Annotated in this window: 22 protein-coding genes and 1 riboswitch; of the genes, 6 read left to right on the forward strand and 16 right to left on the reverse strand. The window is 46.1% G+C overall.

Features of this window, described 5'->3' with window-relative positions:
- Positions 1 to 159 precede the first annotated feature (159 nt).
- Together AC4EHJ_RS10640 and AC4EHJ_RS10645 are read left to right on the forward strand one after the other, a co-directional pair.
- Positions 160 to 885 (forward strand): DUF4386 domain-containing protein, encoded by a 726-nt coding sequence (locus AC4EHJ_RS10640; protein ID WP_490975535.1) that lies wholly within the window; start codon positions 160 to 162, stop codon positions 883 to 885.
- 69 nt (positions 886 to 954) lie between these two features.
- Complete coding sequence (locus AC4EHJ_RS10645) at positions 955 to 1,326, forward strand: VOC family protein (protein ID WP_490975536.1); 372 nt, start codon at positions 955 to 957, stop codon at positions 1,324 to 1,326.
- Positions 1,327 to 1,388: 62 nt separating this feature from the next.
- Here AC4EHJ_RS10645 and mmuM read toward each other — a convergent pair whose 3' ends face one another.
- The 4 genes from mmuM to AC4EHJ_RS10665 are packed head-to-tail and all read right to left on the reverse strand — an operon-like array spanning position 1,389 to position 4,666.
- A complete protein-coding gene (gene mmuM, locus AC4EHJ_RS10650; RefSeq protein ID WP_490975537.1) occupies positions 1,389 to 2,327 on the reverse strand; it encodes a homocysteine S-methyltransferase in 939 nt (312 codons plus the stop codon).
- A 40-nt stretch (positions 2,328 to 2,367) separates the two neighbouring features.
- Complete coding sequence (locus AC4EHJ_RS10655) at positions 2,368 to 3,108, reverse strand: amino acid ABC transporter ATP-binding protein (RefSeq protein ID WP_490975538.1); 741 nt, start codon at positions 3,106 to 3,108, stop codon at positions 2,368 to 2,370.
- Entirely contained in the window at positions 3,105 to 3,827 is a 723-nt protein-coding gene (locus AC4EHJ_RS10660) for an amino acid ABC transporter permease (RefSeq protein ID WP_490975539.1), read from the reverse strand. The genes AC4EHJ_RS10655 and AC4EHJ_RS10660 overlap by 4 nt, the downstream gene beginning before the upstream one ends.
- 23 nt (positions 3,828 to 3,850) lie before the next feature.
- Positions 3,851 to 4,666, reverse strand: coding sequence for a transporter substrate-binding domain-containing protein (locus AC4EHJ_RS10665; protein WP_490975540.1), 816 nt, complete (start codon positions 4,664 to 4,666; stop codon positions 3,851 to 3,853).
- A 113-nt stretch (positions 4,667 to 4,779) separates the two neighbouring features.
- Positions 4,780 to 4,886, reverse strand: a riboswitch (SAM riboswitch).
- A 255-nt stretch (positions 4,887 to 5,141) separates the two neighbouring features.
- Here AC4EHJ_RS10665 and solA point away from each other — a divergent pair.
- Positions 5,142 to 6,284 carry an N-methyl-L-tryptophan oxidase gene (gene solA, locus AC4EHJ_RS10670; protein ID WP_490975541.1) on the forward strand — a complete coding sequence of 381 codons (1,143 nt, stop codon included), beginning with the start codon at positions 5,142 to 5,144 and terminating at the stop codon, positions 6,282 to 6,284.
- A gap of 117 nt (positions 6,285 to 6,401) precedes the next feature.
- On the opposite strand, the gene katG is transcribed toward solA, so the two are convergent.
- Positions 6,402 to 8,651 carry a catalase/peroxidase HPI gene (gene katG / locus AC4EHJ_RS10675; RefSeq protein WP_490975542.1) on the reverse strand — a complete coding sequence of 750 codons (2,250 nt, stop codon included), beginning with the start codon at positions 8,649 to 8,651 and terminating at the stop codon, positions 6,402 to 6,404.
- A 216-nt stretch (positions 8,652 to 8,867) separates the two neighbouring features.
- On the reverse strand, positions 8,868 to 9,653 hold the full coding sequence (locus AC4EHJ_RS10680) for a nitroreductase family protein (RefSeq protein ID WP_490975543.1): 786 nt from the start codon (positions 9,651 to 9,653) through the stop codon (positions 8,868 to 8,870).
- A gap of 221 nt (positions 9,654 to 9,874) precedes the next feature.
- Here AC4EHJ_RS10680 and AC4EHJ_RS10685 point away from each other — a divergent pair, with 221 nt between their 5' ends.
- Entirely contained in the window at positions 9,875 to 10,444 is a 570-nt protein-coding gene (locus tag AC4EHJ_RS10685) for a YdeI/OmpD-associated family protein (protein WP_490975544.1), read from the forward strand.
- Positions 10,445 to 10,525: 81 nt separating this feature from the next.
- On the opposite strand, the gene AC4EHJ_RS10690 is transcribed toward AC4EHJ_RS10685, so the two are convergent.
- The 5 genes from AC4EHJ_RS10690 to AC4EHJ_RS10710 form a co-directional block, all read right to left on the reverse strand.
- On the reverse strand, positions 10,526 to 11,584 hold the full coding sequence (locus AC4EHJ_RS10690; RefSeq protein WP_490975545.1) for a Gfo/Idh/MocA family protein: 1,059 nt from the start codon (positions 11,582 to 11,584) through the stop codon (positions 10,526 to 10,528).
- A gap of 11 nt (positions 11,585 to 11,595) precedes the next feature.
- Positions 11,596 to 12,570, reverse strand: coding sequence for an ABC transporter permease (locus tag AC4EHJ_RS10695; RefSeq protein WP_490975546.1), 975 nt, complete (start codon positions 12,568 to 12,570; stop codon positions 11,596 to 11,598).
- The gene (locus AC4EHJ_RS10700; RefSeq protein WP_490975547.1) at positions 12,563 to 14,077 is read right to left on the reverse strand and encodes a sugar ABC transporter ATP-binding protein; all 1,515 of its coding nucleotides are present in this window, start codon (positions 14,075 to 14,077) and stop codon (positions 12,563 to 12,565) included. Before AC4EHJ_RS10700 ends, AC4EHJ_RS10695 begins: the two co-directional genes overlap by 8 nt.
- Positions 14,078 to 14,568: 491 nt before the next feature.
- A complete protein-coding gene (locus tag AC4EHJ_RS10705) occupies positions 14,569 to 15,552 on the reverse strand; it encodes a substrate-binding domain-containing protein (RefSeq protein ID WP_490975548.1) in 984 nt (327 codons plus the stop codon).
- Positions 15,553 to 15,669: 117 nt separating this feature from the next.
- Complete coding sequence (locus AC4EHJ_RS10710) at positions 15,670 to 16,659, reverse strand: LacI family DNA-binding transcriptional regulator (protein WP_490975549.1); 990 nt, start codon at positions 16,657 to 16,659, stop codon at positions 15,670 to 15,672.
- A gap of 199 nt (positions 16,660 to 16,858) precedes the next feature.
- Here AC4EHJ_RS10710 and AC4EHJ_RS10715 point away from each other — a divergent pair, with 199 nt between their 5' ends.
- Positions 16,859 to 17,827: a sugar phosphate isomerase/epimerase family protein gene (locus AC4EHJ_RS10715; protein WP_490975550.1), complete on the forward strand. Its 969-nt coding sequence runs from the start codon at positions 16,859 to 16,861 to the stop codon at positions 17,825 to 17,827.
- A gap of 72 nt (positions 17,828 to 17,899) precedes the next feature.
- Here AC4EHJ_RS10715 and AC4EHJ_RS10720 read toward each other — a convergent pair whose 3' ends face one another.
- From AC4EHJ_RS10720 to AC4EHJ_RS10740, 5 genes are all read right to left on the reverse strand, one after another.
- A complete protein-coding gene (locus AC4EHJ_RS10720; protein WP_490975551.1) occupies positions 17,900 to 19,093 on the reverse strand; it encodes a DUF4317 domain-containing protein in 1,194 nt (397 codons plus the stop codon).
- Positions 19,094 to 19,240: 147 nt separating this feature from the next.
- The gene (locus tag AC4EHJ_RS10725; RefSeq protein ID WP_490975552.1) at positions 19,241 to 19,723 is read right to left on the reverse strand and encodes a nucleoside deaminase; all 483 of its coding nucleotides are present in this window, start codon (positions 19,721 to 19,723) and stop codon (positions 19,241 to 19,243) included.
- 78 nt (positions 19,724 to 19,801) lie between these two features.
- Positions 19,802 to 20,293 (reverse strand): GNAT family N-acetyltransferase, encoded by a 492-nt coding sequence (locus AC4EHJ_RS10730; protein WP_490975553.1) that lies wholly within the window; start codon positions 20,291 to 20,293, stop codon positions 19,802 to 19,804.
- A gap of 33 nt (positions 20,294 to 20,326) precedes the next feature.
- Complete coding sequence (locus AC4EHJ_RS10735) at positions 20,327 to 20,536, reverse strand: hypothetical protein (RefSeq protein ID WP_490975554.1); 210 nt, start codon at positions 20,534 to 20,536, stop codon at positions 20,327 to 20,329.
- A 166-nt stretch (positions 20,537 to 20,702) separates the two neighbouring features.
- Positions 20,703 to 21,320: an NAD(P)-dependent oxidoreductase gene (locus tag AC4EHJ_RS10740; protein WP_490975555.1), complete on the reverse strand. Its 618-nt coding sequence runs from the start codon at positions 21,318 to 21,320 to the stop codon at positions 20,703 to 20,705.
- A gap of 432 nt (positions 21,321 to 21,752) precedes the next feature.
- On the opposite strand from AC4EHJ_RS10740, the gene AC4EHJ_RS10745 reads away from it, so the two are divergent.
- Entirely contained in the window at positions 21,753 to 22,997 is a 1,245-nt protein-coding gene (locus tag AC4EHJ_RS10745) for a DUF4153 domain-containing protein (protein ID WP_490975556.1), read from the forward strand.
- Positions 22,998 to 23,202: the final 205 nt, after the last annotated feature.

Consider the following 23,202-nt stretch of genomic DNA (forward strand, 5'->3'; position numbering starts at 1 on the left):
AGCCTCAAAAGAGAAACTTCTGTCATCCCTAGAACTGGCTTTTCGCATTGCTCGGATCCTTAACTTGCCGCAGCCAGAGATATTTTACAGGGATGGGGCGCTAAGAACACCGATTGTTTTGCTTTATTTTTTATGAGGTTTTAAAAAAGGAGGCAGGAAATGAATTCTAACAAAAGAGCGGCAAAAATTGTGGGTGTGCTGTTTCTACTGGCAGCAGTTTCAGCGGTTGCCGGTGTCCTTTTATACGCTCCTATCCTAAACGTACCCAATTACCTGGTTGAAGGTGCCGAACACGACAACCAGATCATACTTGGAGCGCTTATGGAATTGGTTCTCGTCGTATCAGCGGTCGGCACGGCGACGACAATGTTTCCATTTTTAAGAAAGTACAACGAAACAATTGCTCTTTGGCATGTTTGCTTCCGGTTTCTTGAAGCGGTTGTCATTACTATTGGTGTAATCAGTGTACTATCTTTACTAACCTTAAGCCGGGAATTTGCAGCAGCAGGCTCTCCGGATACTGCCTCTTTTGAAGCTGCCGGAACTTCATTGATCGCTATCCATGACTGGACATTTATGCTTGGACCACTTTTCTTTCTAGGGATTAACACGATTATGTACAGCTATATTTTTTATAGAACCAGGCTCGTACCCAGGTTTATATCTATTTTAGGAATAACAGGTGCTATATTCGTTTTTATATGTGCTTTGTTAGTCATGTTCGGAGTAATTGAACAAGTGTCTTTCTGGGGGGGCATTTTGGCGCTGCCGGTAGCAGCCACGGAAATGATTTTAGCTGTATGGCTCATCGTAAAAGGATTCGATGAATCTGTGCTTGCTTCCCTGTCTGCGAAGAAGAACCCAGCTGAATCAGCACTGGACTAAATAATGTGGATTCTTGATTAGAGCGGAAGGCGAATGCCTACTATTAAAAAGTGAAACGGAGGCAACAACATGCAATTGGGCGCTTTTTCAGTCAGTCTAAACGTCAGCGACATCCACGCCTCGAAAGATTTTTACGAAAAGCTGGGGTTTGAAACGTTCGCCGGCGATATCGAGCAAAATTGGCTCATTATGAAAAACGGCACGACGATTATCGGCCTATTTCAGGGCATGTTCGAAAAGAACATCCTGACATTCAATCCGGGTTGGGATGAAAATGCGCAAAACCTGGGGGAGTTTGCGGATATTCGCGAGCTCCAGAAAACACTGAAAGCCGGCGGCGTAAAATTTCTCAGCGAAGCGGATGAAACGAGCGAAGGCCCTGCGAGCTTCACTGTCGAAGATCCGGACGGCAACCCGATCCTGCTCGACCAGCACCGCTGATACCGATAAAAAAGGAAGGTTCTTATGCGCCGCATAAAAGCCTTCCTTTTTTATTTGCAGCTTTAGGAATTGCGCACCCACGCGGCAATGCCTTCGATATCTTGCGGAGAGGTCCTGCAACAGCCGCCGATTACTGTCGCCCCGGCTTTATGCCATCTTTGGCTAAGGGAGCTGTAGCGCTCTTCAAGCGCCTTTCCGTCCCACGTCTTGCTCGCAACGTCGTACGCTTCACCGGAATTCGGATAAACGATAATCGGCTTTGCGGTCTCCTCCGCGATTTCCCTTATCAGTGATTCGATAAAAGCTGGCGCCGTGCAATTAATGCCGATTGCCGCTACCTGCTCCTGGCCATCTAGGTATTTGGCGCATTCAGCAGCCGTTTCTCCGTTGCTAATGTGGAAAGCATCTTTCGCGCTGAAAGAGATCCACGCGTACACTCCCGGAAATTCCTTCAGCACTTCCACAATCGCTTCCGCCTCCAGCAAAGAAGGGATTGTCTCACACGCCAATAGGTCAGCGCCTGCTTCTGCCAGCAGCTTCATGCGGCTTCTGTGAAAATCCTTCAGCTCCTCCTTGCCCACACCGTAATCGCCGCGGTATTCAGAGCCATCCGAAAGAAATGCACCATACGGACCCACAGAAGCGGCCACCAGCGGTTTCGGCCGGTTCGACTGATCGTCCAGCTCCGCCCAAAATTCATCGCGCGCCTCTTGTGCCAGTCCAACCGACTTTTTGATCAAGTCCGCTGCCTCGTCCGCTGTCAGCCCTTTTTCTTTATAGCCTTCGATCGTCGCCTGGTAACTGGCCGTAATTGCGCAATCTGCACCGGCTTGGAAATAATCGAGGTGGACCTTCTTTATCAATTCCGGATTTTCCATCAAAACTTTCGCTGACCATAAACGATCATTTAAGTTACAGCCGTAATTCTCAAGCTCTGTCGCCATTGCGCCGTCAAGAATGACAATTGGAAAGCTTTTCAAAATTTGTTCGATCGGGTTCATTTCAAAACATCCTTCCTATGTCCAGGTTCGTTTATCATCTCTACTTATTTCGGCTTGCTTTACTTAAAAACTGCTTTGTTCTTTCAGCTTTCGGCTGAGTGAAAAGCTGTTCTGCTGTTCCTTCTTCGACAATCACGCCGTCTTCCATGAAAATGACGCGGTCCGAGATTTCACGGGCGAACTGGAGCTCATGGGTCACGATAAACATCGTCTTCCCAGTAGCTGCTACGCTTCTAATCGTGGCCAAAACTTCATCAACCAGCTCTGGGTCAAGTGAAGACGTCGGTTCATCGAACAATAAAACTTCCGGATTCAGCGCAAGCGCACGGGCAATGCCGACCCGCTGCTGCTGGCCGCCGGATAATTGTGCCGGGTAATAGCTGAGCCGATTCGTCAATCCCACACGTTCCAAGATGTCCAGACTCTTCTTTTTTGCTTCGTCTTTCTTCAATTGCTTGACGCTCGTCAAGCCGATCATCACATTATCCAGCACGGTCAAATTTTTAAATAAATTATATTGTTGAAAGACCATACCGGTCGACGTCCTTAACGCGAAAATATCTGCCTTGCTTGCAGATTCAACGTCCACTCTTTTGCCGCCGATTTCCACGATTCCGCTCGTCGGCTGTTCCAGGAAATTGATGCAGCGCAGCAGCGTCGATTTTCCTGATCCGCTTGGACCCAAAATCGATACAATCTCACCTTTAGAGACCTTTAGGTTGATTCCTTTCAGGACGTGTTGGCTGTCATAGTATTTGTGGATGTTTTCTAACTTGATCATGCCGCAATCCCTCTTTCATATCTGCGCGCCCGCTTCTCTATTTTCACTAGCACCCGCTCCACGATAATGCAAAGAATCCAATAGACAATGGATACCGCAATATATACTTCAAAAAATGCCAAGCCGCGCGAACCAAGAATTTTGGCTTGCCCCATAATGTCCACGACGCCGATGATGAACACAAGAGATGTGTCTTTGATCGTACTGATGAACATATTGCCGAGGTTCGGTATGGCTACGGCCAAAGCCTGCGGGAAGATGATTTTCAGCATCATAGCCGTCGGGCTCATGCCGATCGCTTTCGCGGCTTCAAATTGGCCGCGGTCCACCGATTCAATTGCGGAACGGATCGTTTCGGATAAATACGCGCCGAGGTTGATGGAAAATGCCATTAACGCATATACTTCAGGCGCAATGCTATTGACGTCTGCGGATTGCAGCCAACCGTATTCGATCTGCAGAAAGTAAATGATCTTCGGTATTCCATAAAACACGAGATAGATTTGAACCAGCAAAGGCGTTCCCCTGATAAAAGATACGTATATCGATGAAATTACACTTAATACCGGAACCTTATATATTTTAATCAATGCCGTAAAAACGCCGATAAACAAACTTAATACCAATGAGCCGACCGCTATTCCGATCGTAATGGGCAGCCGTGAAACAATCGCAGGAAAACTATCGATTAAAAAATTCAGATCCAGTAAATTCTCCATTTTCTCTTTCCTTCCAGGAACTTTTATTCAGGAATATATTCTCCGCCAGTCCACTTTTTCGATAGTTCTGCTAAGGTGCCGTCCTGTTTAAGCTGTTCCAGAATCGGATCAACCAATGCTTTCAACTCTTCGCCCTGCTCGCCATTTTTCAAGACAATCCCCATATCATCATTGACCAAGGGCTGGCCCACAATTTCGACGCCTAAATCGTTCTTTTCCAACACCGCATTGATCATAATTGGATCATTGACATAGGCATCCACACGCCCATTTTGGACATCCTGCAGAATTTCTGAAGGGTTGCCGCTTTCGCTGTATTTCAAGTCGATAGGGGTTTTCGCCGTTTCGTTGTATTCCTCCAGCAAAAGCGTATACGAATCGCCCGCTAATGCGCCGACCGCCTTGCCTTCCAGATCTTCGACTGTTTGGATATCTTCTCTCCCGGATTTCACGGCAATGACCGTTTCAGCGGCAAAATAAGACTCGTCGGTGAATAAGTATTTTGCCTGGCGTTCAGGCGTCTTCGCTACTTGGTCCGCTATTGCCTGGATTTTATTGGATTCCAAAGCCAGAAACATGCTGTCCCACGGAACGGCGACAAACTCGAATGCGTAGCCATCCAATTGTTCATCAATCGCTTTTACAACGTCGATGTCGTACCCGGTCAATTCGTTGTTATCATCCGCAAAAGCGAACGGTGGATAATCATTCTGCGTCCCTACCAAAATCACTTGGTCGCCCGTTGCGCTTGTTGCTTCCTTTGATGAACACCCGCTTAATGCTCCAGTTACACCTACTAATAAAAACAGCGATACGAATAAATAATGGTTTCTTTTCATGTTCAAGCCCCTTTTCTTTGTCTAAGTGGTGTTATCCGTGCGAAGCACGCGGGAAATCTCCCTGTTTTTTGATACAAAAAAGCCTCTTCCAATAGGAAAGAGGCTCAACCAATTTCTTATCTCTCAGAATGAAAACCATTCTGCAGGAATTAGCACCTCTCATAAAAATGATGGTTGCTGGACGTCACAGGGCCTGTCCCTCAGTCTCTCTTGATAAGTTATTTAATTTTTTTACATATTAACGATAGTATTTGACATTGCTCCTCATGTCAAATGAATTTTTCTTTTATTTTGAATTTACACAAATTATTTTTGTGGAAATCCGGAATTTATGATTGCTGGGCGTACAATGGCTGATTGACAATGATTCAAATCTTCACTACTATTCTAATAATAATTCATATCCATTTATTTTACAGGCCAGCCTGCCTTCTTAAAACGTTTCAAATTCAGCAAGTATGGGAGTGATATAAAAATGACAAACGAATCTCTTTACGATGCCGCCATCATCGGCGCCGGAACCATGGGCATGGCGGCCGGCGCCTTTTTAGCACAGCAAGGCGCAAAAACGCTATTGATCGATGCCTTCGACCCGCCTCACCTTAATGGCAGCCACCACGGGGATACCCGCTTGATCCGGCATGCTTATGGCGAAGGCCGACAATACGTTGCGTTAGTGCTGCGTGCCCAGCAGCTATGGGAGGAATTAGAGCGGCAGACCGGCACCAAGATTTTTGAAAAAACCGGAGTGATTGGCCTTGGCCCGAAGGAATCCCCTTTTCTACAGGAAACTATTGCAGCTGCCAGAAAGTATGACCTATCGTTAGAGGTTCTCAACAGCACTGAAATTATAGAGCGATGGCCCGGCTTTTCAGTGCCGGACCATTTTATCGGCTGCTTTGAAACGGAATCCGGTGTCATTTACAGCGAGAATGCGATTCGGGCGTATAAAGAAATTGCGCTTGCGAACGAAGCACATTTTATGCCCAATACACCTGTTCAGCACATCGATTTACATGATGCGAAAGGCGTTAAAATTTCAACCGGAAATGCGGAATTCCTTGCCAAGAAAGTGATTGTCACTGCCGGGGCATGGGCTGCGAAACTACTGCCCGATTTAAAGCTGCCCATTCAGCCGACACGCAAAGCCGTCGGTTGGTTCGAAGCCCCTCATTCCCTATACGATGCGGCCCATTTCCCTTCCTTTTACGTAGAAGACCATGATAAAAAGTTTTATGGTTTTCCTAGCCTGAATGGCACTGGGCTTAAAATCGGTAGATCGGATGGAGGACAAGCAATTGATCCGCATCTGCAAAAACAGAATTTCGGATTATACGATGCAGATGAAGGCGATTTGAGGCATTTTCTTGAAAGCTACCTGCCTGAAGCAAACGGGAAACTTGAACAAGGGAAAACCTGTTTGTATACGTTATCCAGTGACAATGATTTTATCGTCGACTTCCATCCGGAAAATGATCGTGTCATTTTCGCCTGCGGTTTTTCTGGGCATGGCTTTAAGTTTGGCAGTGTGATGGGCGAAGTATTAAGCCAAATGGCTTTAGCAGGCCGGAGCGAATTTGATATTTCCATCTTCTCGCTTAAAAGATTCGGTTTATGATGGAATGCCTCGAACATCTTTTATGAAATAAAAAACCGCAAGCATTTTTTAATTAAAGAGGACTTACGGCAAAAAAATCCTGGCCAGTATGATGCTCCTGGCCAGGATTTTTTCTTATTAGTTCGTTACATCAAAACGATCGGCATTCATCACTTTGTTCCATGCTTTGATGAAATCGCGAACAAATTTTTCTTTGCTGTCGTCTTGTGCGTAAACTTCGGCAATTGCACGAAGGATCGCATTCGAACCGAATACTAAGTCAAAACGTGTTGCTGTGCGTACGACTTCGCCCGTCGTACGGTTTTTGCCTTCGTATTTATTGAACTTGACTGGCGTCCATTCGATGTTCATATCCAACAAGTTAACGAAGAAATCGTTTGTTAACACGCCGACTTTGTCGGTCAAAATTCCTTCTGTAGCCCCTTGGTAATTTGCACCGAATGCGCGCATGCCGCCGACTAATACAGTCATTTCCGGAGCTGTTAAGCCAAGCAAGCTCGCTTTATCAAGCAGCATTTCTTCTGGGCTTGTTGCATATTCTTTCTTCTGGTAATTTCTGAAACCATCTGAAATCGGCTCCAACACTTTGAAGCTTTCTGCATCGGTGTGTACTTCAAGTGCATCTCCGCGACCTTGAGTAAATGGCACAGCGATATCATATCCAGCTGCTTTTATAGATTGTTCAATTGCAGCATTTCCTCCAAGCACGATCAAGTCAGCGATGCTGATTTTGTTGTCGGTTTCTGCTTTCAACTGCTCGTAGAAAGAAAGAACTTTGGCCAATTCTTCTGGCTCATTTACTTCCCAATCGCGTTGAGGAGCGAATCGGATGCGTGCTCCATTGGCGCCGCCGCGCTTGTCTGAATCACGGTACGTGCTGGCAGAAGCCCAAGCTGTTTTAACCAATAGCTGTGGGTTTAGTCCGCTTTCAAGGATCTTCACTTTCAGCTCATCCAATTCTTTGTCTTTTAATGTACCTGGTGCTTCCGGTACTGGATCTTGCCAAATCAATACTTCTTCTGGAACTTCTGGTCCCCAGTAACGCACTGTTGGCCCCATGTCACGGTGGAGAAGCTTGAACCATGCGCGAGCAAAGGCATCTTGGAATTCTTCCAAATTTTCATAGTAACGGCGGGAAATCTTTTCGTATGCCGGGTCCATGCGCAACGCCATGTCTGCCGTTGTCATCATTGTTTTCACTTTGATGGATGCATCTTCTGCGTCAGGCGCCATATGATCTTCTGGCAAATCTTTTGCCGTCCATTGGTATGCACCAGCAGGAGATTTCGTTAACTCCCACTCGTAGCCGAACAATTGCTCGTAATAGCCATTATCCCATTGTGTCGGGTTGGCAGTCCAAGCCCCTTCGATACCGCTTGAAATCGTATCGCGGCCTTTTCCTGAACCGTATGTGCTCTTCCAGCCCATTCCCAAGTTTTCCATAACAGCTGCTTCCGGATCGTCACCTACCTCAGAAGCATCTCCAGCTCCATGAGCTTTACCGAATGTATGTCCACCTGCGATTAACGCAACTGTCTCTTCATCGTTCATTCCCATGCGGCCAAAGGTCTCACGGATATCGTAAGCACTTGCAAGGGGATCAGGCTTGCCATTTGGTCCTTGCGGATCCACATAAATCAAGCCCATTACAACTGCAGCAAGAGGTTCTTCTAATTCGCGGTCTCCTGAATAACGGTTATCCGATAACCACTCTTTTTCATTGCCCCAATAAACGTCTTCTTCCGGTGCCCAAATGTCTTCACGGCCTGCGCCGAATCCGAACGTTTTGAAGCCCATTGATTCAAGTGCCACGTTGCCCGTCAAGACGAGTAAATCAGCCCAGGAAATTTTGTTTCCGTATTTTTTCTTGATCGGCCACAACAAACGGCGGGCCTTGTCCAAGTTTACGTTATCCGGCCAGCTGTTAAGCGGTGCAAAACGCTGATTTCCGGTAGAACCGCCTCCACGGCCATCCAGTGTACGGTAAGTACCTGCGGCGTGCCATGACATACGGATAAATAAACCACCGTAATGGCCATAGTCAGCCGGCCACCAGTCTTGGCTGTCGGTCATCAAAGCGTGAAGATCTTGCTTTAATGCATCATAATCCAATTTCTCGAATTCTGCTTTGTAATCAAACTCTTCTCCTAGAGGATTGGATTTTTTATCATGCTGATGCAGAATGTTGACGTTCAGCATGTTCGGCCACCAGTCTTTATTTTGGGTTTTGCCTGGTTTGTTCGAAGTTGTAATGGCACTATCTCTGTGCCCACCTGTTTGGCTGGTTGGCTGCCCGCCTCCTGCGCCCGTTATCGGACATTGTGCATCTGATGCAGCTGTGTGACGCTTTTGGTCATTGTTATCCATCTTTTAAACCCTCCTAATGATAATGAAAATGGTGAACTCTAATCCATAATTATTGATGCCAACTATTGTTAACGGCATACAATAATTCTTACATTAGAATTATACTAAAGTAGATATAGACTGAACAGCAATAAGGTTCTCCGTTTTAGATTTAAAGGAAGTTTCTATTTTATTCATTCAATTTCATGTCTTTCCATTCTCAGGAATCGAGGAATATCATCCATTATTCATGAAATTTTGCTTTTCCAAGTAGTCCAGCACCGTTTGGGAAAATTCAAGATGAGGTTCCTTCGTATATTTGGCCACTGAATAGATTTGCGCAAGGTTCGTTAATTCTAGCTGTTCCGTCATTTCCTTTAGCCTGGGAACCTCCATATAGCGGTCCCATCCCTTTTTATTTCTTTCTTTATAAATTTCCAGAATTTTTTCCTCCGAATAATCACGGTATTGATCGTAGTGAACAATTCCATGCATGGGCAGCCGGTCTCGCGGGGCAGGATTTTCTGCCGGATATCCTAAAGAAAAGCCTACTATTGGCACAACATTTTCCGGCAAGTTCAAGAGTTCGCCAATTTGGTCACAATTCGCAAGCGTTGAGCCCATATAACAAATGCCCAGTCCCTCATCCTCTGCTGCCAATGCACAGTTCTGCGCCACTAAAGTTGCATCAATGGCACCTATCATCAGGCTCATGAAATTATCAAAATGGACAGGCGCATCATTGAGAGCCAGCCATTTTCTCATTCTATTAAAATCAGCGCAGAATGTGACCAGCACTGGAGCATCAACTACCATCGATTGTTCCATATGTGCTGTGTATAGTTTTTCTTTAAGTTTTTTGTCTTGCGTAACAACAATCGAATAAGTTTGCATATTGCCGCTTGAAGAAGCACGAATGCCCGCCTCTAATATTTCGTCCAGCAGTTCCGGACTGATTTCCCGATCCTCATATTCTCTTATGGATCTATGTCTATGAATAGCATCTTTCAACTCCAAAATCATCACTCCTTATTCAAATGATAGCATTAAATAAGAATGTTCTGAAATTAAAGATTGCTTGTTAAAAGCTTTTTTGGATGATGATCAGGCTCTGCAGAACTAGATTACCGTCATTTAGTAATAAAACAGTTCAGTCGATTTGACTGAACTGTTTGAGAGAATATATTTTATTAGTAACTATCACTAACTTCCTGCCAAAACTAATTTGAAAGGATGCATCCACATTGGAAATTGAGAATCTGCTCAAAGTTAAGACAAGGCAAGAATTAAGAAATTGGCTTGAGGAAAATTCAACAACAGAAAAATGTTGTTGGGTAATCGTAAGTGTACCTGAACGATCAGGTGTCATTCAGTATCTAGATGCAGTGGAAGAGGCCTTGTGTTTTGGTTGGATCGATGGCATAGCAAAGAAAATATCAGCTGCTGAATTGGCTCAACGGTTTTCTCCGCGAAAGAAAACAAGCAATTGGACAGAATTAAATAAGGAACGAGTACGAAGATTAGTTAACTTGGGAAGGATGAAAGAGGAAGGGTTGAAAATTCTCCCCGATATGCGGCCTGAATCTTTTATTATCGACAAGGATATTGAAACCCGTCTGAAAGAAGATAGCCAGGTATATGAGAACTTCCTGAACTTTCCTGAACTGTACCGGAGAATCCGAATTGATACCATTCAAAGTTCTAGAAATGACCCTGCTATTTTCAATAAAAGGCTGGATAAGTTTATTAAAAATACAAGAGAAAACAAAATGTACGGCCAATGGAATGACAATGGCCGTTTGACCGATTATTGAAGAATCATGAAATCAAAAGACCCTTCTACAAACAGAACGCTGGCTGCCCGTTTTTTCTAAAGCAGGCAGCCGGAGTCTTGTTCATTTATAAAGAAGCGACTCTTTTTCGATCGTGACGACCTGTTTTGTTTCGGCAGCTTCCATGATGCCTAAAATGACTTTCAGCGAACGGAGTGCATCTTCGCCAGTGACAATCGGCTCCTGATCCAAGCGGATGGAATCGATAAAAGCGTCAATGACTCCGCTTTTTGTCTGGTTGTCGTTTGTTTGGATTGCTTCCAGCTGGTAATTTATTTTTTCGCCGGATTGCATGATGACTTGAAGCTGGTATTCTTCGTCGTGGTAAATTTTCATGATGCCTTTCTCGCAATAGACCACGGTGCTGTTGTCTTCTTCTCCGTAATACGTCCAGGAGAAAGCGGCATTTCCGAGGCGCCCTTTTTCTGTCACCAAGCTGCACACCAGATTGTCGCAGACTTCAATCGCTTCGCCGTTCTCGTCCACCTTGTGCAGCGCGCCTTGGAACGCGCTGACTTGAACAATTTTATCGTCGAGCAGGTAATGCAGCAAATCGATTTTGTGGATGCCGAGATCGCCGCCGACGCCGAATCCGGACCGTTCTTTCTTGAAAAACCAGGTGGACTTGGTTTTATTGATGCCCCAGGCTTCCGGGCCTGAATGCCCGAATGCCGTGCGGAACGTCAGCACTTTGCCGAGTTCTCCGCTGGCAATGATTTCCTTCGCTTTCTGATGGGCGCGCGTAAAACGCTGGTTATGGTCAACCATCAGTTTTTTGCCGGATGTTTTCTGGGCCGCCAGAATTTCTTTGGCATATTCCACCGTCAGGGAAATCGGTTTTTCGCACAGCACATGCTTTCCGCTCAACAGCGCTTGGGTGGAGAATACATGATGATGCTCATTCGATGAACAATCGCTGATGGCGACGATGTCGGGGTCGGCAAACAATTCATCGACACTTTCTGCGACCATTCCGCCGAACATCGCCGCCATCGCTTCGGAACGGTCGAGGTTCCGGTCGTAAAAGACGATTTCATCGACATATGGATTCGCTGAATATTCCGGTGCGTGGCGCATTTTTGTGATGGACCCGCACCCGATAATACCTACTTTGATGCCCATCGGATTTCCTCCTATTCTCTTTTTTGGAACACGACTGCAATGATGATGATGAGCCCTTTAACGAACCCTTGAAGATGGGGAGAGACGTTCATCAGGTTCATCATATTATTCAGGATACCCAAAATCAGGATGCCGAAAATCGTACCGATTATTTTTCCGCGTCCGCCGGTCATCCGCGTGCCGCCGATGATGACGGCTGCAATGGCGTCGAGTTCGTATTGCGACCCTGAACTGGAAGAAGAAATCGAATTCAGGCGCGAAGTTTCAATGACCGCCGCGATGCCGACGAGCGTACCGATCAGTGTATATACACCGATTTTGATGCGGTCCACGCGGATTGCTGACAGCATCGCTGCTTTTTCGTTCGACCCCAAGGCATAGACGTACCTGCCGAAGCGGGTTTTGTGCATCAATACATAAATCAGCACCGCCATCACGAAGAAAATGATGACCGGAAAATCGAAAATCCATAAATTATTATTGGCGATTGCCGTAAAACCGCTGACTTCGCCGGAGACACTGCCGCCTTCGGCGATATAAAGCGCGATTGAACGCGCGCCTGCCATCATCCCAAGCGTGGCGATAAATGAAGCGATCCGCCCTTTTGCGACCATCAGGCCATTCAGGAATCCGGCAAACGAACCCACCAAGAGTGCCGTGAAAACTCCCACTAAAATGCTGCCGGACGCATTTAATGCCAGCACGGAAATCACGCCGGCAAGCGCCAAGACAGAGCCTACGGATAAATCGATGCCGCCTGACAGCATGACGACTGTCATGCCGAGTGCGATAATGCCGATGATCGAGACCTGCATCAAGATGTTCAATTGGTTATTGATATCAAGAAATCTGGGGTTCATCGCGGAAGCGCCGATGTAAATAATGACGAATGCGATAATGACACTGTATTCCGACCAGAGCCAGGACAGCCGGCTTTTCACGCTTGGCGATTCCGGACTGTATTCTTTTGTGTCGATGTTAGCCAATTTTCTCTCCCTCCCTTTTCGCTCCAGTGGCATAATGCATGATTTCTTCTTCGCTCGCTTCGTCGCCAGTGAACCGCGCAGTGATTTCGCCGTGGTACATGACGTAGATGTTGTGGCAGATCCGCATCACTTCCGGGGCTTCAGATGACAGGATAATGATGGCTTTGCCGAGCTTCGCGAGCGTCAGGATCTGCTGATAAATTTCTTGTTTCGCGCCCACATCGATTCCTTGTGTCGGGTTGTCGAAAATTAGGATGTCCGTTTCCGCTTCCAGCCATTTCGCGATGATGACTTTCTGCTGGTTTCCGCCGCTTAGCTTATCGATGGTGATGCGCGGATTGTGCACTTTGATATTCAATGCTTTTTTATACGTATTGAATTTCTGCTGCTCTTTTTTGTCTTGAATAAACCCCATCCGTTCAAAATTCCCCATCGACGACAGGGTCATATTGTGGATCACACTCAAGTCTTTGATGATGGCATTTTCTTTGCGGTCTTTCGGCACATAGCCCATCCCCGCTTGCAGCGCTTTTCGAGGATGCGTTATTTTCACAAGCTTGCCTTTCACTTTCACAATGCCCGTGTATTTTTTCCGGTAGCCGAACAAACTTTCAAAAAGCTCTGTCCGGCCATCGCCCGCAAGCCCGGTAAAGCCCACGATTTGGCCTTGCTGGACGGTAAAATCGATGTTTTTGAATAAACCCGCGCTCGTCAATCCTTCCACTTCCAACGCCAATTCGCCAAACGCATGCTCATGCACGTACCGATCCTGCGAAATGGCTTTCCCGACCATCAGCTTGGTGATCACTTCCAGATTCTCGTTTTGCATCACATCCGTTTTCACCAGCTGGCCGTCCCGTAAAATGGTGTAGCGATCACAGACCTCCTGGATTTCCTTTAATTTATGGGAAATGTAGATGATGGAAACGCCGGACTTTTTCAAGTTTTTCATCAAGATAAAAAGCCGGCTCACTTCATGTTCTGCAAGCGACGTTGTCGGTTCATCCATAATGATCAATTGTGATTTATGCAGCAATGCTTTTGAAATCTCGATCAATTGCTTGTAGGAGGTCGCAAGATTCCGCACATATTCTTTCGGATCGATGGAAACTCCAAGCTGCGCTAAAATTTCATGGGTTTGGCGGCACATTTCTTCCACGTTCAAAAACCCGAATTTGGTGCGAATTTCTGAACCTAGAAACATGTTTTCATAGACTCTTAGGTCGCCGACCATATTCAGTTCCTGGTGGATAAAGCTGATGCCTTGTGCCTGCGAAACATGCGGATTCACAAGTTTGATTTCCTCGCCGTCGATCAAAATCTTTCCGTTGTCCGGTTGGTGGACGCCGCCTAAAATATTCATCAGCGTCGATTTGCCTGCCCCGTTTTCGCCAAGCAACGCATGAATTTCGCCCCGTTCCACTTCCAGCGTTACCTTTTTCAAAACCGGCACGCCGTTAAATGATTTTTCGATTCCGTTCATTGCCACAAAAGGATGCATTGCCATGTCTTACCCCCCTATAGGAAAAGAGGAAATGCAATGGTTCCATTGCATTTCCTGAGTTTGTCGAGAAAGGTAAATCCTTTTTCTGATAGAGCCGATATTCCGCATAACAGCTGCGCTTGCCGCGGGCGAGCGCCAAGCCTCCTCAGTCGCTTCGCTCCTTGCGGGGTCTCGGCTGTCTCGCTTTCCCGCAGGCGTCTACGCTGTTATGCTCCATATCTGGAGAACACGAAAGAAACTGCAAAAAGTGTATTTCTCTTGTTCTTCAGTAAAAGAAATAACTCGCTAATAAGAAATACCTTGGAATGAAGCGGAAGGCGGCGACTCCAGCGGGCAAAGCCTGAGCTGAAGGCCCCGCAGGAGCGACAGCGACGAGGAGACTGAAGCCAGGCCCGCGGAACGCGTCCGCCTGAAGCGAAATGCAAAACAATCATCTAAGGTTCTCGACAGTCTGAGGAAATGCAATTATTCCATTGCATTTCCTGGCAGTCCGTTTAGAATTTCGATTCTGGATCGTAATATTCTTCCACATTTTCTTTTGTCACTTGCGTCGCTTCTTTTACAACCATCGCTTCAGCCGGATCTTCGCCCTGGGCGATGCCTGCCGCGATTGTCACCGCATCTTCCACCATCGTCGGTGAGTAAAGGAACGTCGCTTTCATCAGCCCGTCGTTTTGAATATCTTCAAAGACGCCTTTAGCTCCGCCTGCACCTGTGACAAATTGGATATCCGTACGGCCAGCTTCTTTGATAGCCTGCAAGACCCCTAATGCCATGCCATCATCTTGCGTGAAGACGGCATCAATTTCAGGGTTCGCCTGCAAAATGTTCTGCATGACTTCCAATGACTTCTCAGTAGAAAAGTCGCCGCTTTGGGATGCAATGATTTCCATGCCTGGTGCAGCTTCCACAGCTTCTTTAAAGCCAGCGCCCCGCTGTTCGGTCACCGAACTTGGAGGACCGGTGATTTCAACGATTTTCCCTTTGCCATCCAATTGTTCCACGAAGTATTTGCCAGCATTGACGCCGATTCCTTCATTGTCCCCTTTTACTACAACCGTTGCCGCATCGTTTTCAAGTTCCCGGTCCACAATGACGAGCGGAATGCCGGCATCTTTTATCTTTTGGCCGACCGGGGTCAAAGCTGCAGATTCAATCGGCAGCATGACAATCACATCAACGCCCTGCGCGATTAAATCATCGACATCGTTTGCTTGTTTGTTCGGGTCTGCCGCATTGGTCATGACGTAGTCAATGCCATCGCTTTCTTTTAAAGCCATCGCCTGTTTTTCAGCGCTGTCGATCAAAGCCCCCATCCATCCATGCGTTGCTGAAGGGAGGGAGATGCCAATCGTCAATTGCTCGTCTCCCCCTTCGTTCGTTGAACCGGTCTCACCGCCGCTTTCTGTACCGCCGCCGCACGCTGCCAAACCGAAAATTGTTACGAAAGACAATAAAATGAGCCATAATTTCTTCACTGTATCCACCCCTTTAAGTTTTTTAAAGCACCCTTCACTGCACACGATCTTTTTCTTAGCTAAGACCAGCGCTCTATCATCAATCCCTTTAATCATAGAGCGCCGGCCTCAGCTGCCTTATCCGGTAGTCGATTCCCGTATGACCAATTCAAAGCCCAAGACGACGCTGTCTACGGGTTTTCCTTGTATCTTGTCGATCAGCATCCGCGCAGCAACGGTCCCCATCTTATACATCGGCTGGGCGACTGTCGTCAGCGCCGGGTTCGTCATATTGGAGAAATCGATTTTATCGAAACCGACTACGGCAATATCTTGCGGCACTTGGAGCCCCGCGGCTTTTATTTCTTTCAAGGCCCCGATTGCCAATAAATCCGATACAGCAAACACTGCTGTCGGACGGTCTTTTAAATGGAGGATTTTTTTCACCGCCAATTGCCCTTGTTCAAAGCCCAATTCCTGCGTATAAAAAATATAGTCCTTATTCAGCGGAATGCCGGTTTCCTGGAGCGCGCGCTCATATCCCATCCGCCGCTCGCGGGCATAGAGGAATTTCTCGTCGGAATTCATCAGTGCAATTTTTTGATGGCCGATTTGGATCAAGTGCTTAACGGCCCGGTAAGAAGCTTCTTCGCTGTCGATCGTGACGTAAGGAATGTCCACACCGCCCCCGTATTCGCTGCACTGAATGATGGCGTAGTTTTCAGCCAATTCTTTCAAGGTCTCGACGTTTACAGCCGGATCCATCGAAATAATGCCATCCGCCATCTTTTTCCGCAGCAAGTCGAAATAGATTTCCTCTTTTTCCGGCTTCGAATCCGTTTCGCATAGCAAAATGCTGTAATTCTGGCTCAATGCCATATTTTCAATTCCTTTGATGATTTCAAAATAAAACGGATTGGAAATAGTCGGGATTAAAATCAGCACAATGCGGCTTTCGGAATTCCGCAGGTTCCGGCCCAGCATACTCGGCTCGTAATTTAAGTATTGGATCGCCTCCTCTACTTTCTGCTTGGTTTTTGCTGCTACTGTCGTTTGGCCATTGAGCACTCTGGAGACGGTTGCCACCGAAACCCCTGCATGCTTAGCCACTTGTTGGATATTTGCCATATTCTTTCCTTCTTTCTGACACGACACTCTTGCTTCAAAATGTAATCGATTACATTTTCATAATAAATTAATCAGAATTATCTGTCAATAAGTATTTTTTTATTAGAAATACGTTGATTTTAACGCTTTTTTTCTATATGTTAATAATGTAATGGTTTACATGACAGTATATTCAGAAATTTAGATAGGAGGGGATTTTTTGAAACTGGGAGTTTTTACTGTATTGTTTTCCGATCGAAACTTTGAAGATATGTTGGCTTATGTATCGTCAAAAGGCATCGAGGCAATTGAACTGGGCACTGGCGGCTATCCGGGCGATGCCCATTGCAAATTGGACGAATTGCTGGCCGATGAAGAAAAGCAGCAAGCGTTTCTGCAGCAAATCGAAGATGCCGGCTTGATCATCAGCGCGCTCAGCTGCCACGCCAACCCGCTTCATCCGCAAAAACAAGTTGCGGGCCCAGCGGATGAATTGCTCATCAAGACGATGCAACTGGCATCGAAACTGCACGTGCCGGTCGTCAACACGTTTTCCGGCTGTCCAGGCGACCACGAGAACGCGCTTTATCCGAATTGGCCAGTCGCCGCCTGGCCGCACGATTTCCAGGAAGTCCTCAAATGGCAATGGGAGGAGAAGCTGATCCCTTACTGGAAAGAAAAAAACAGCTTGGCGGAATCGCTCAACGTGAAAATCGGCTTGGAGCTGCATGGCGGATTTTCCGTCCACACCCCGGCGACGATGCTGCGGCTGCGCGAAGCATGCGGCCCTTACATCGGCGCCAATATGGACCCGAGCCATATGTGGTGGCAAGGCATCGATCCGGTGGAAGCCATCAAAATTCTGGGCCGCGAAAACGCGATCCACCATTTCCACGCCAAAGACACCATCATCGACCAAACGAATATGAACCGAAACGGCTTGACGGACATGACCGATTATTCCCAGATGAAAGACCGCGCCTGGTATTTCCGGACAGTCGGATTCGGCCATGACCAAAAAACTTGGGCCGACATCATCAGCACGCTGCGCCTCTATGGCTACGATTACGTCGTCAGCATCGAGCACGAAGACGGATTGATGTCGATCAACGAAGGCTTTACCAAAGCGGTGGAAAATTTAAAGCCGGTGATGGTGAAAGAATCGGTAGGGGCGATGTGGTGGGCGTGATTCTGTTGCCAGCCAAAAGAAAAACCTCATTTAGCTCCCTGCAACACGGCTAAATGAGGTTTATTTCTTTTTCTATTCCAGCTCTTCTTCCGCAAGCAGCTTGAATCCTTCAATCATCGTGTCTTCTTCCACTTCGATCAAAATGCAGCGCTTGCCGTTGTAATTGACTTCTTTGACGTAACGTAAGTCTTGCGGGCTGATCTTGATTTCCGCGACTTTCGTGCTGATTTTGATGGATTTCGAGGCGTAGCTTGGTACGACATGGCTGGCTTTCATTTCATAGCTTCGGTCTTCAACGACCTGCTGAAAAGCCCGTTCCACTTTTTCGATGCTGACATCTTTGACGCCGCTTGCCTTCAACACACGCGTCACTTCCACCGTATCCAAAACCGGCGTTTCCACATCTTCTTTCTCCGCTTCTTTTTCCACTTCCAGCATGATGTTGATTTCATCATAAAGGCCGGCGAGCGTCCGCGAATTCACTTCGTCGCCGATCACGGCTTTGACGATTTCCTCAAACACCGCTTTGTCTTCTTCGGCCGTCATGATTTCATTGCCGTTCAAGACATTTTCGATAAACTGGAAATCCGGTTTATTCGCTTTGCCCGAAGCATAGACGATGTGATGGATATCCGCGGCGTTGTCCGTGAAACTCGGAAATAGGAAGCCTCCGACAGGCGAAGCCAATTTAATGACCGGGTCGACTAGCACATTCGACTTGAATTCTTTTTCGACAAAATCAAACACCAAAGAACTTTTTGGCAGCTCGGTCTCGTTCATGCTACAGAGGATGAACGGCGTCGTGTACACCTCATCGCGCAGATCGATTTCTGTTTCATCCGCCTGGCGCTTCGTCGTTTTAAAATAAGTCCCCCGGATGAACGTGACTACCATGTCCTTTTCATACGGTTTCTCTTCCACCATCTTCAAGGCGATGCGCTGCATATTCGTTTTCCATTCAGCTGCGTCCTCTGCCTCCAGTCCTTCATACAGGAGCCGCTGCGTATGGTCCGCCTGTCCTTCTTCCTGCGGCTGGAACTTCACTTCAAACAGCTTCACATCCATTTTTCCGCCCAGGACCTTCTTGAAATTGGCAAGGAACAGCTCCTGCTGCTCACGGTCCAATAAGGAAAACGAGCGGCCCTCCTCATGGAAGATCTCACTGCTTTCCTGCTGGATGTAGACATTGTAAATTTCAGCGATTTTCAATAAATCCGTATCCAACTTAAATCGTTTGCGAATATCTGCGATATCTTTATTGTTCATTTATAATTCCAACTCCCTGATTCAAAATACGTGGTATGTACAAAAAAAGAGCAACCAAAGCTTTGTTCAGCTTTTGGTGCCCTTACAGTATAACAAGATTTCGGATGAAACAGACATCACGATACAGAAAACAACGAAGTGACCCGTTTAATGCTTTGTCGCGTGCCACCGCCGATGGAGCTCATGCACTTGCTCCGCCAGTTCCGGCACGGGGCCAGCCACTTCTGCATTCACGATGACATCTCTAATGGCCAAGTTGCGGACTCGCGCAGGCGGTGCGCCCAATTCACTCATCCATCCGGACAACTGCTCCGACGAACTGGCGTAGACAATCCGGCCAAGACCGACCCAGCCATGCGCCGCCGCACACATCGGGCAATGCTCGCCCGATGTGTAAACCGTCGCCTTGCTTCTTTCTTCCGGTGACAGGTTATTTGCTGCCCAACGCGCAATCGCAAACTCGGGATGCTGCGTATGATCACCTCCCGCCACGTGGTTATGGTCTTCAAACAGCACTTCGCCGGCAGCTGACACCAGCACGGACCCGAATGGCTCGTCGCCTTTGTCCAAAGCTATTTCCGCCAATTCCACACAACGCTGTAAATACTTTAAATCCGTTTCTCCGATCATTTTTAAGTCCTCCTTAAAAAGTTATCATTGGAATTCAAACTATTTTTTGTTGTTCAAGGGAGTCCTCTGTATAGAGCCTTATGAACGTTGATGCAATAAAAAAATGGATTCCCCGTTCTCCTCATCCACCTGCGCAAATCCCAATTTCTCCAGCAGCTGAACCGACGCAATATTTTCGGGCGCGGCTCCGGCCATAATCTTAAATTCGCCTTGCTGCTGGATCCACTGGATCATTGCTTGGGTTATTTCATGGGCATAACCCTGCCTTTTAAAGGACGGGCTGACGGTATAGCCAATCCAGAAAGTGTCAGCTTCCTTTTTAATAAAGACATCCCCGATGAGAATTTCATCATCTTTCCTGATGATCGCAAACTGCGCGCCGCTGTCCACAGTCGCTTCCTTCAAAAGGATCTCTTCGTATTCCTCCCGCGATAACCCTTTAAAGAATTGAAATTTCATCCATTCTGGATCGTTGCGGTATGAGACAAAATCATTCAGATCGCTTTCGGCAAACCGTCTTGTGTAGCATCTTTCGGATTCGAAGATTACTTTCATTTCATCGTTTATCATGAACTTTTTCACCCTCTCTTCATTCACCAATGATTATTGAGCTATCTTTATCGTCTGAAGTTCCTTTTGAACAGTATTTATTGATGTAATGGTAGCTTTGGATTGTTGAGCCAATTTATCAGTCTGGTATTGAAGTTTCTCTCTCGAAGTTGCTGACTCATGTTCCATTTTTAAGGAAAATGGAACATCATAAATGAACCAATCGAAATCGTTTTTTTCATAGCCGATATCAATACGCTCCATATGGTTATTTCCCAACTCCGATAATCATGCAAAAGGAATCCGCCCAATTCTAGGTTTTAACGGATTCCTCATGCAGATTTGCTGTAAGTTTTGAATTGTGTTCCACAGAAGCGCGATTTCATCTAACTGAAAATCAGCGGGACCATACGCAGAATTCTGCAGCGGTTCAAGTCGCAATTCCAATAGATCTGTTTTCATATTCTGCATTGTTCAATGCTTTCAGAATGAAATGTGCAACATCCGCACGGGGGATGGTCTTGGATTTTTCCGGCACACCCGATGCAGCTTCTCGGTACTTGCCTGTAAAAGGCCCGTTGATCAAGCCCATCGGCCGGACAATCGTATAGGTCAATCCGTGTGCTTCAATATGATCTACAGCAGCCCGGTGATCAGCTAGAGCATTCTTCAGCATGCCCATCATCAGTTTCCCGCTCACGCCTAGCAGTTCATTATGGACGCCCGCAGAAGCGGTGTAGACGATTCGTTTCACATCATGCGCCTCCATGCACGCGACTATGTTTTTCACCATATCCTGGAGCGCCGTCGATTTTTTCATCCCTTGATCCGAGCCTAAACACGACACGACCGCATCATGGCCAGCAATCGCGTCTGAAACCTCCGCAGCATTGAAGGCATCTCCTTTAATAACCGTTAAATTCTCATGTGTAACTTCCAGCTTGGCAGGATTTCGGACGAACGCCGTGACCTCAAAACCATTTTTTACTGCTTGCTTCACGACCGATTGGCCTACACCGCCGCTTGCGCCAAAAACAATAATTTTCATGCTGTTTCACCTTTCTTTCTCATTTTTATGTTAGAGAAGACGATTTTCACCTCGCTTGCATTTCCTGCACTTGATACTCGCGCCAAATTCACTCTTAAAATCTTTAACCAGAATCCTATTAATACTGTAAATTCTCTTTGAGCCTTTAAGGTTTTAGAGCACTTCTTGCTAGAGAAAGGTTTTCAGAATAAATATTTTAACAACAAAAATATCATGATAATAAATATATATTTATTGTTAATCAATAAATAATCTGTTAAAATCAACTTAACAATACCGAAGTAAGTTGCTTTTTATAAAACTCAATATACTAAATTGAAAATATGGAAAGGCAAAAGTTAAGAAGACAGTCAAAAATAATGTAGTTTGATCAATAAACATCATAAAGGACAGCGGAAATTGAGACAACAATTAGTAGAGGAGGTAAAAATTGTGGACAGTAACAATTTTATTATTGAAAATATCGCAGATCCCAACGCGCTTGAAAGATTTTTCAGGGAAGACCCAAAAGCTTTTAAAAAAGACTTTGCAGAGGCTTTCGCACAAAATTCTGATTCACCGGTTCTTGCCGTTTGGCATGAACGGCTGCATTTCAAGGAGGCAGCACATACAGATAAAAATTTCTTTCTTCAAAAGGAATTTTTATTCATGGGCATGTTAGCAATTCTGGCCGGCATCAGCACCCGGATCATCTTCCATTTTGTCGAACTGCAGGCAATTGCCCCCATTAACCTTGCTTTCGGCGTACTTCCCTTTATTGCCGCCTATTTTGTCTATAAAAATCCACCGAAAAATAGTGTTCTGTACTTCCTTATGCTGCTATTCCTAATCTCAGGAGTTTATCTCAATAGGCTGCCCTTAGAATATACAGACAGCATCATTCTTGCTTACTTGCACCTTCCCATATTCCTATGGGCATTGGTTGGCCTTGCATTCGCTGGGAATAAATACAGCAATGACAGCACCCGGTTAGCCTATCTCAAATTCAATTTGAATTTCGTTATGCTCTACGCCAGTTTGGCGATCAGCGGCATGCTGCTGGCGGCAGTTACTACGCAGTTATTCAGCTTTGTTGGCTTAGACATAGAAGAATTCTATTTCAGCAATATCGTTTTATTTGGAGCTGCTGCTCTCGCTGTCGTGACAGCATACGTGGTTTCACGGAACCTGAAACTCGCTAAAAATGTTGCCCCGTATATAGCGAAGATTTTCAGCCCGCTCGTCCTGGCAACATTAATAGCCTATCTCATCGCAATTATTTGGCTCGGGAAAAATCCATTTTTGGACCGTGATTTCCTGATAATCTTCAACGGCATCCTTCTTGGTGTGCTGGCCGTCACCATCTTTTCCATTACCGAAAGCGGCTCAGACGAGAAAAAGAACATCTCTGATTATGTAAATGTTGCCTTGATTGTGCTGGCGCTGATCATCGACAGCGTCGCTTTATCCGCCATCATGTTCAGGCTGACTTCTTATGGCATTACGCCCAACCGCCTTGCGGTTTTAGGCGTAAACATCCTGGTTTGGGCCAATTTAATCTGGATCATGCTTTCCTATCTGCGTTTTCTGCGAAACAAAACCGGCCCTTCCACCATCCAAGATGCCGTTACGAAATATTTACCGGTCTACGGAATTTGGGCAGCTTTCGTTATCTTCACTTTTCCGATAATTTTTTGATTAGAAATTTCTGTTTGTATAATAGGATTTTTCTTTCCATCACGAATTTACAAAAGCCAAGAATGCCAGGCAAGTTTTTCTCTTTTGCTTGGTGTTCTTGGCTTTTTTTGTTTTTATAAGATCTTAGTTACTTATGATAAAGTTCTCTGTAATGTTTCAAAATGATTTTAGTTGTTGAACTCCCAGTAAAATATGATTGCTCCTT

This window comes from Planococcus sp. TJ-301 (assembly GCF_058268475.1).

Coding starts and splice junctions, on each gene's coding strand:
- AC4EHJ_RS10640 (WP_490975535.1), top strand. CDS start 160: ATGAATTCTAACAAAAGAGCGGCAAAAATTGTGGGTGTGCTGTTTCTA.
- AC4EHJ_RS10645 (WP_490975536.1), top strand. CDS start 955: ATGCAATTGGGCGCTTTTTCAGTCAGTCTAAACGTCAGCGACATCCAC.
- mmuM (WP_490975537.1), bottom strand. CDS start 2,327: ATGAACCCGATCGAACAAATTTTGAAAAGCTTTCCAATTGTCATTCTT.
- AC4EHJ_RS10655 (WP_490975538.1), bottom strand. CDS start 3,108: ATGATCAAGTTAGAAAACATCCACAAATACTATGACAGCCAACACGTC.
- AC4EHJ_RS10660 (WP_490975539.1), bottom strand. CDS start 3,827: ATGGAGAATTTACTGGATCTGAATTTTTTAATCGATAGTTTTCCTGCG.
- AC4EHJ_RS10665 (WP_490975540.1), bottom strand. CDS start 4,666: ATGAAAAGAAACCATTATTTATTCGTATCGCTGTTTTTATTAGTAGGT.
- solA (WP_490975541.1), top strand. CDS start 5,142: ATGACAAACGAATCTCTTTACGATGCCGCCATCATCGGCGCCGGAACC.
- katG (WP_490975542.1), bottom strand. CDS start 8,651: ATGGATAACAATGACCAAAAGCGTCACACAGCTGCATCAGATGCACAA.
- AC4EHJ_RS10680 (WP_490975543.1), bottom strand. CDS start 9,653: ATGATTTTGGAGTTGAAAGATGCTATTCATAGACATAGATCCATAAGA.
- AC4EHJ_RS10690 (WP_490975545.1), bottom strand. CDS start 11,584: ATGGGCATCAAAGTAGGTATTATCGGGTGCGGGTCCATCACAAAAATG.
- AC4EHJ_RS10700 (WP_490975547.1), bottom strand. CDS start 14,077: ATGGCAATGCATCCTTTTGTGGCAATGAACGGAATCGAAAAATCATTT.
- AC4EHJ_RS10710 (WP_490975549.1), bottom strand. CDS start 16,659: ATGGCAAATATCCAACAAGTGGCTAAGCATGCAGGGGTTTCGGTGGCA.
- AC4EHJ_RS10720 (WP_490975551.1), bottom strand. CDS start 19,093: ATGAACAATAAAGATATCGCAGATATTCGCAAACGATTTAAGTTGGAT.
- AC4EHJ_RS10725 (WP_490975552.1), bottom strand. CDS start 19,723: ATGATCGGAGAAACGGATTTAAAGTATTTACAGCGTTGTGTGGAATTG.
- AC4EHJ_RS10730 (WP_490975553.1), bottom strand. CDS start 20,293: ATGATAAACGATGAAATGAAAGTAATCTTCGAATCCGAAAGATGCTAC.
- AC4EHJ_RS10735 (WP_490975554.1), bottom strand. CDS start 20,536: ATGGAGCGTATTGATATCGGCTATGAAAAAAACGATTTCGATTGGTTC.
- AC4EHJ_RS10740 (WP_490975555.1), bottom strand. CDS start 21,320: ATGAAAATTATTGTTTTTGGCGCAAGCGGCGGTGTAGGCCAATCGGTC.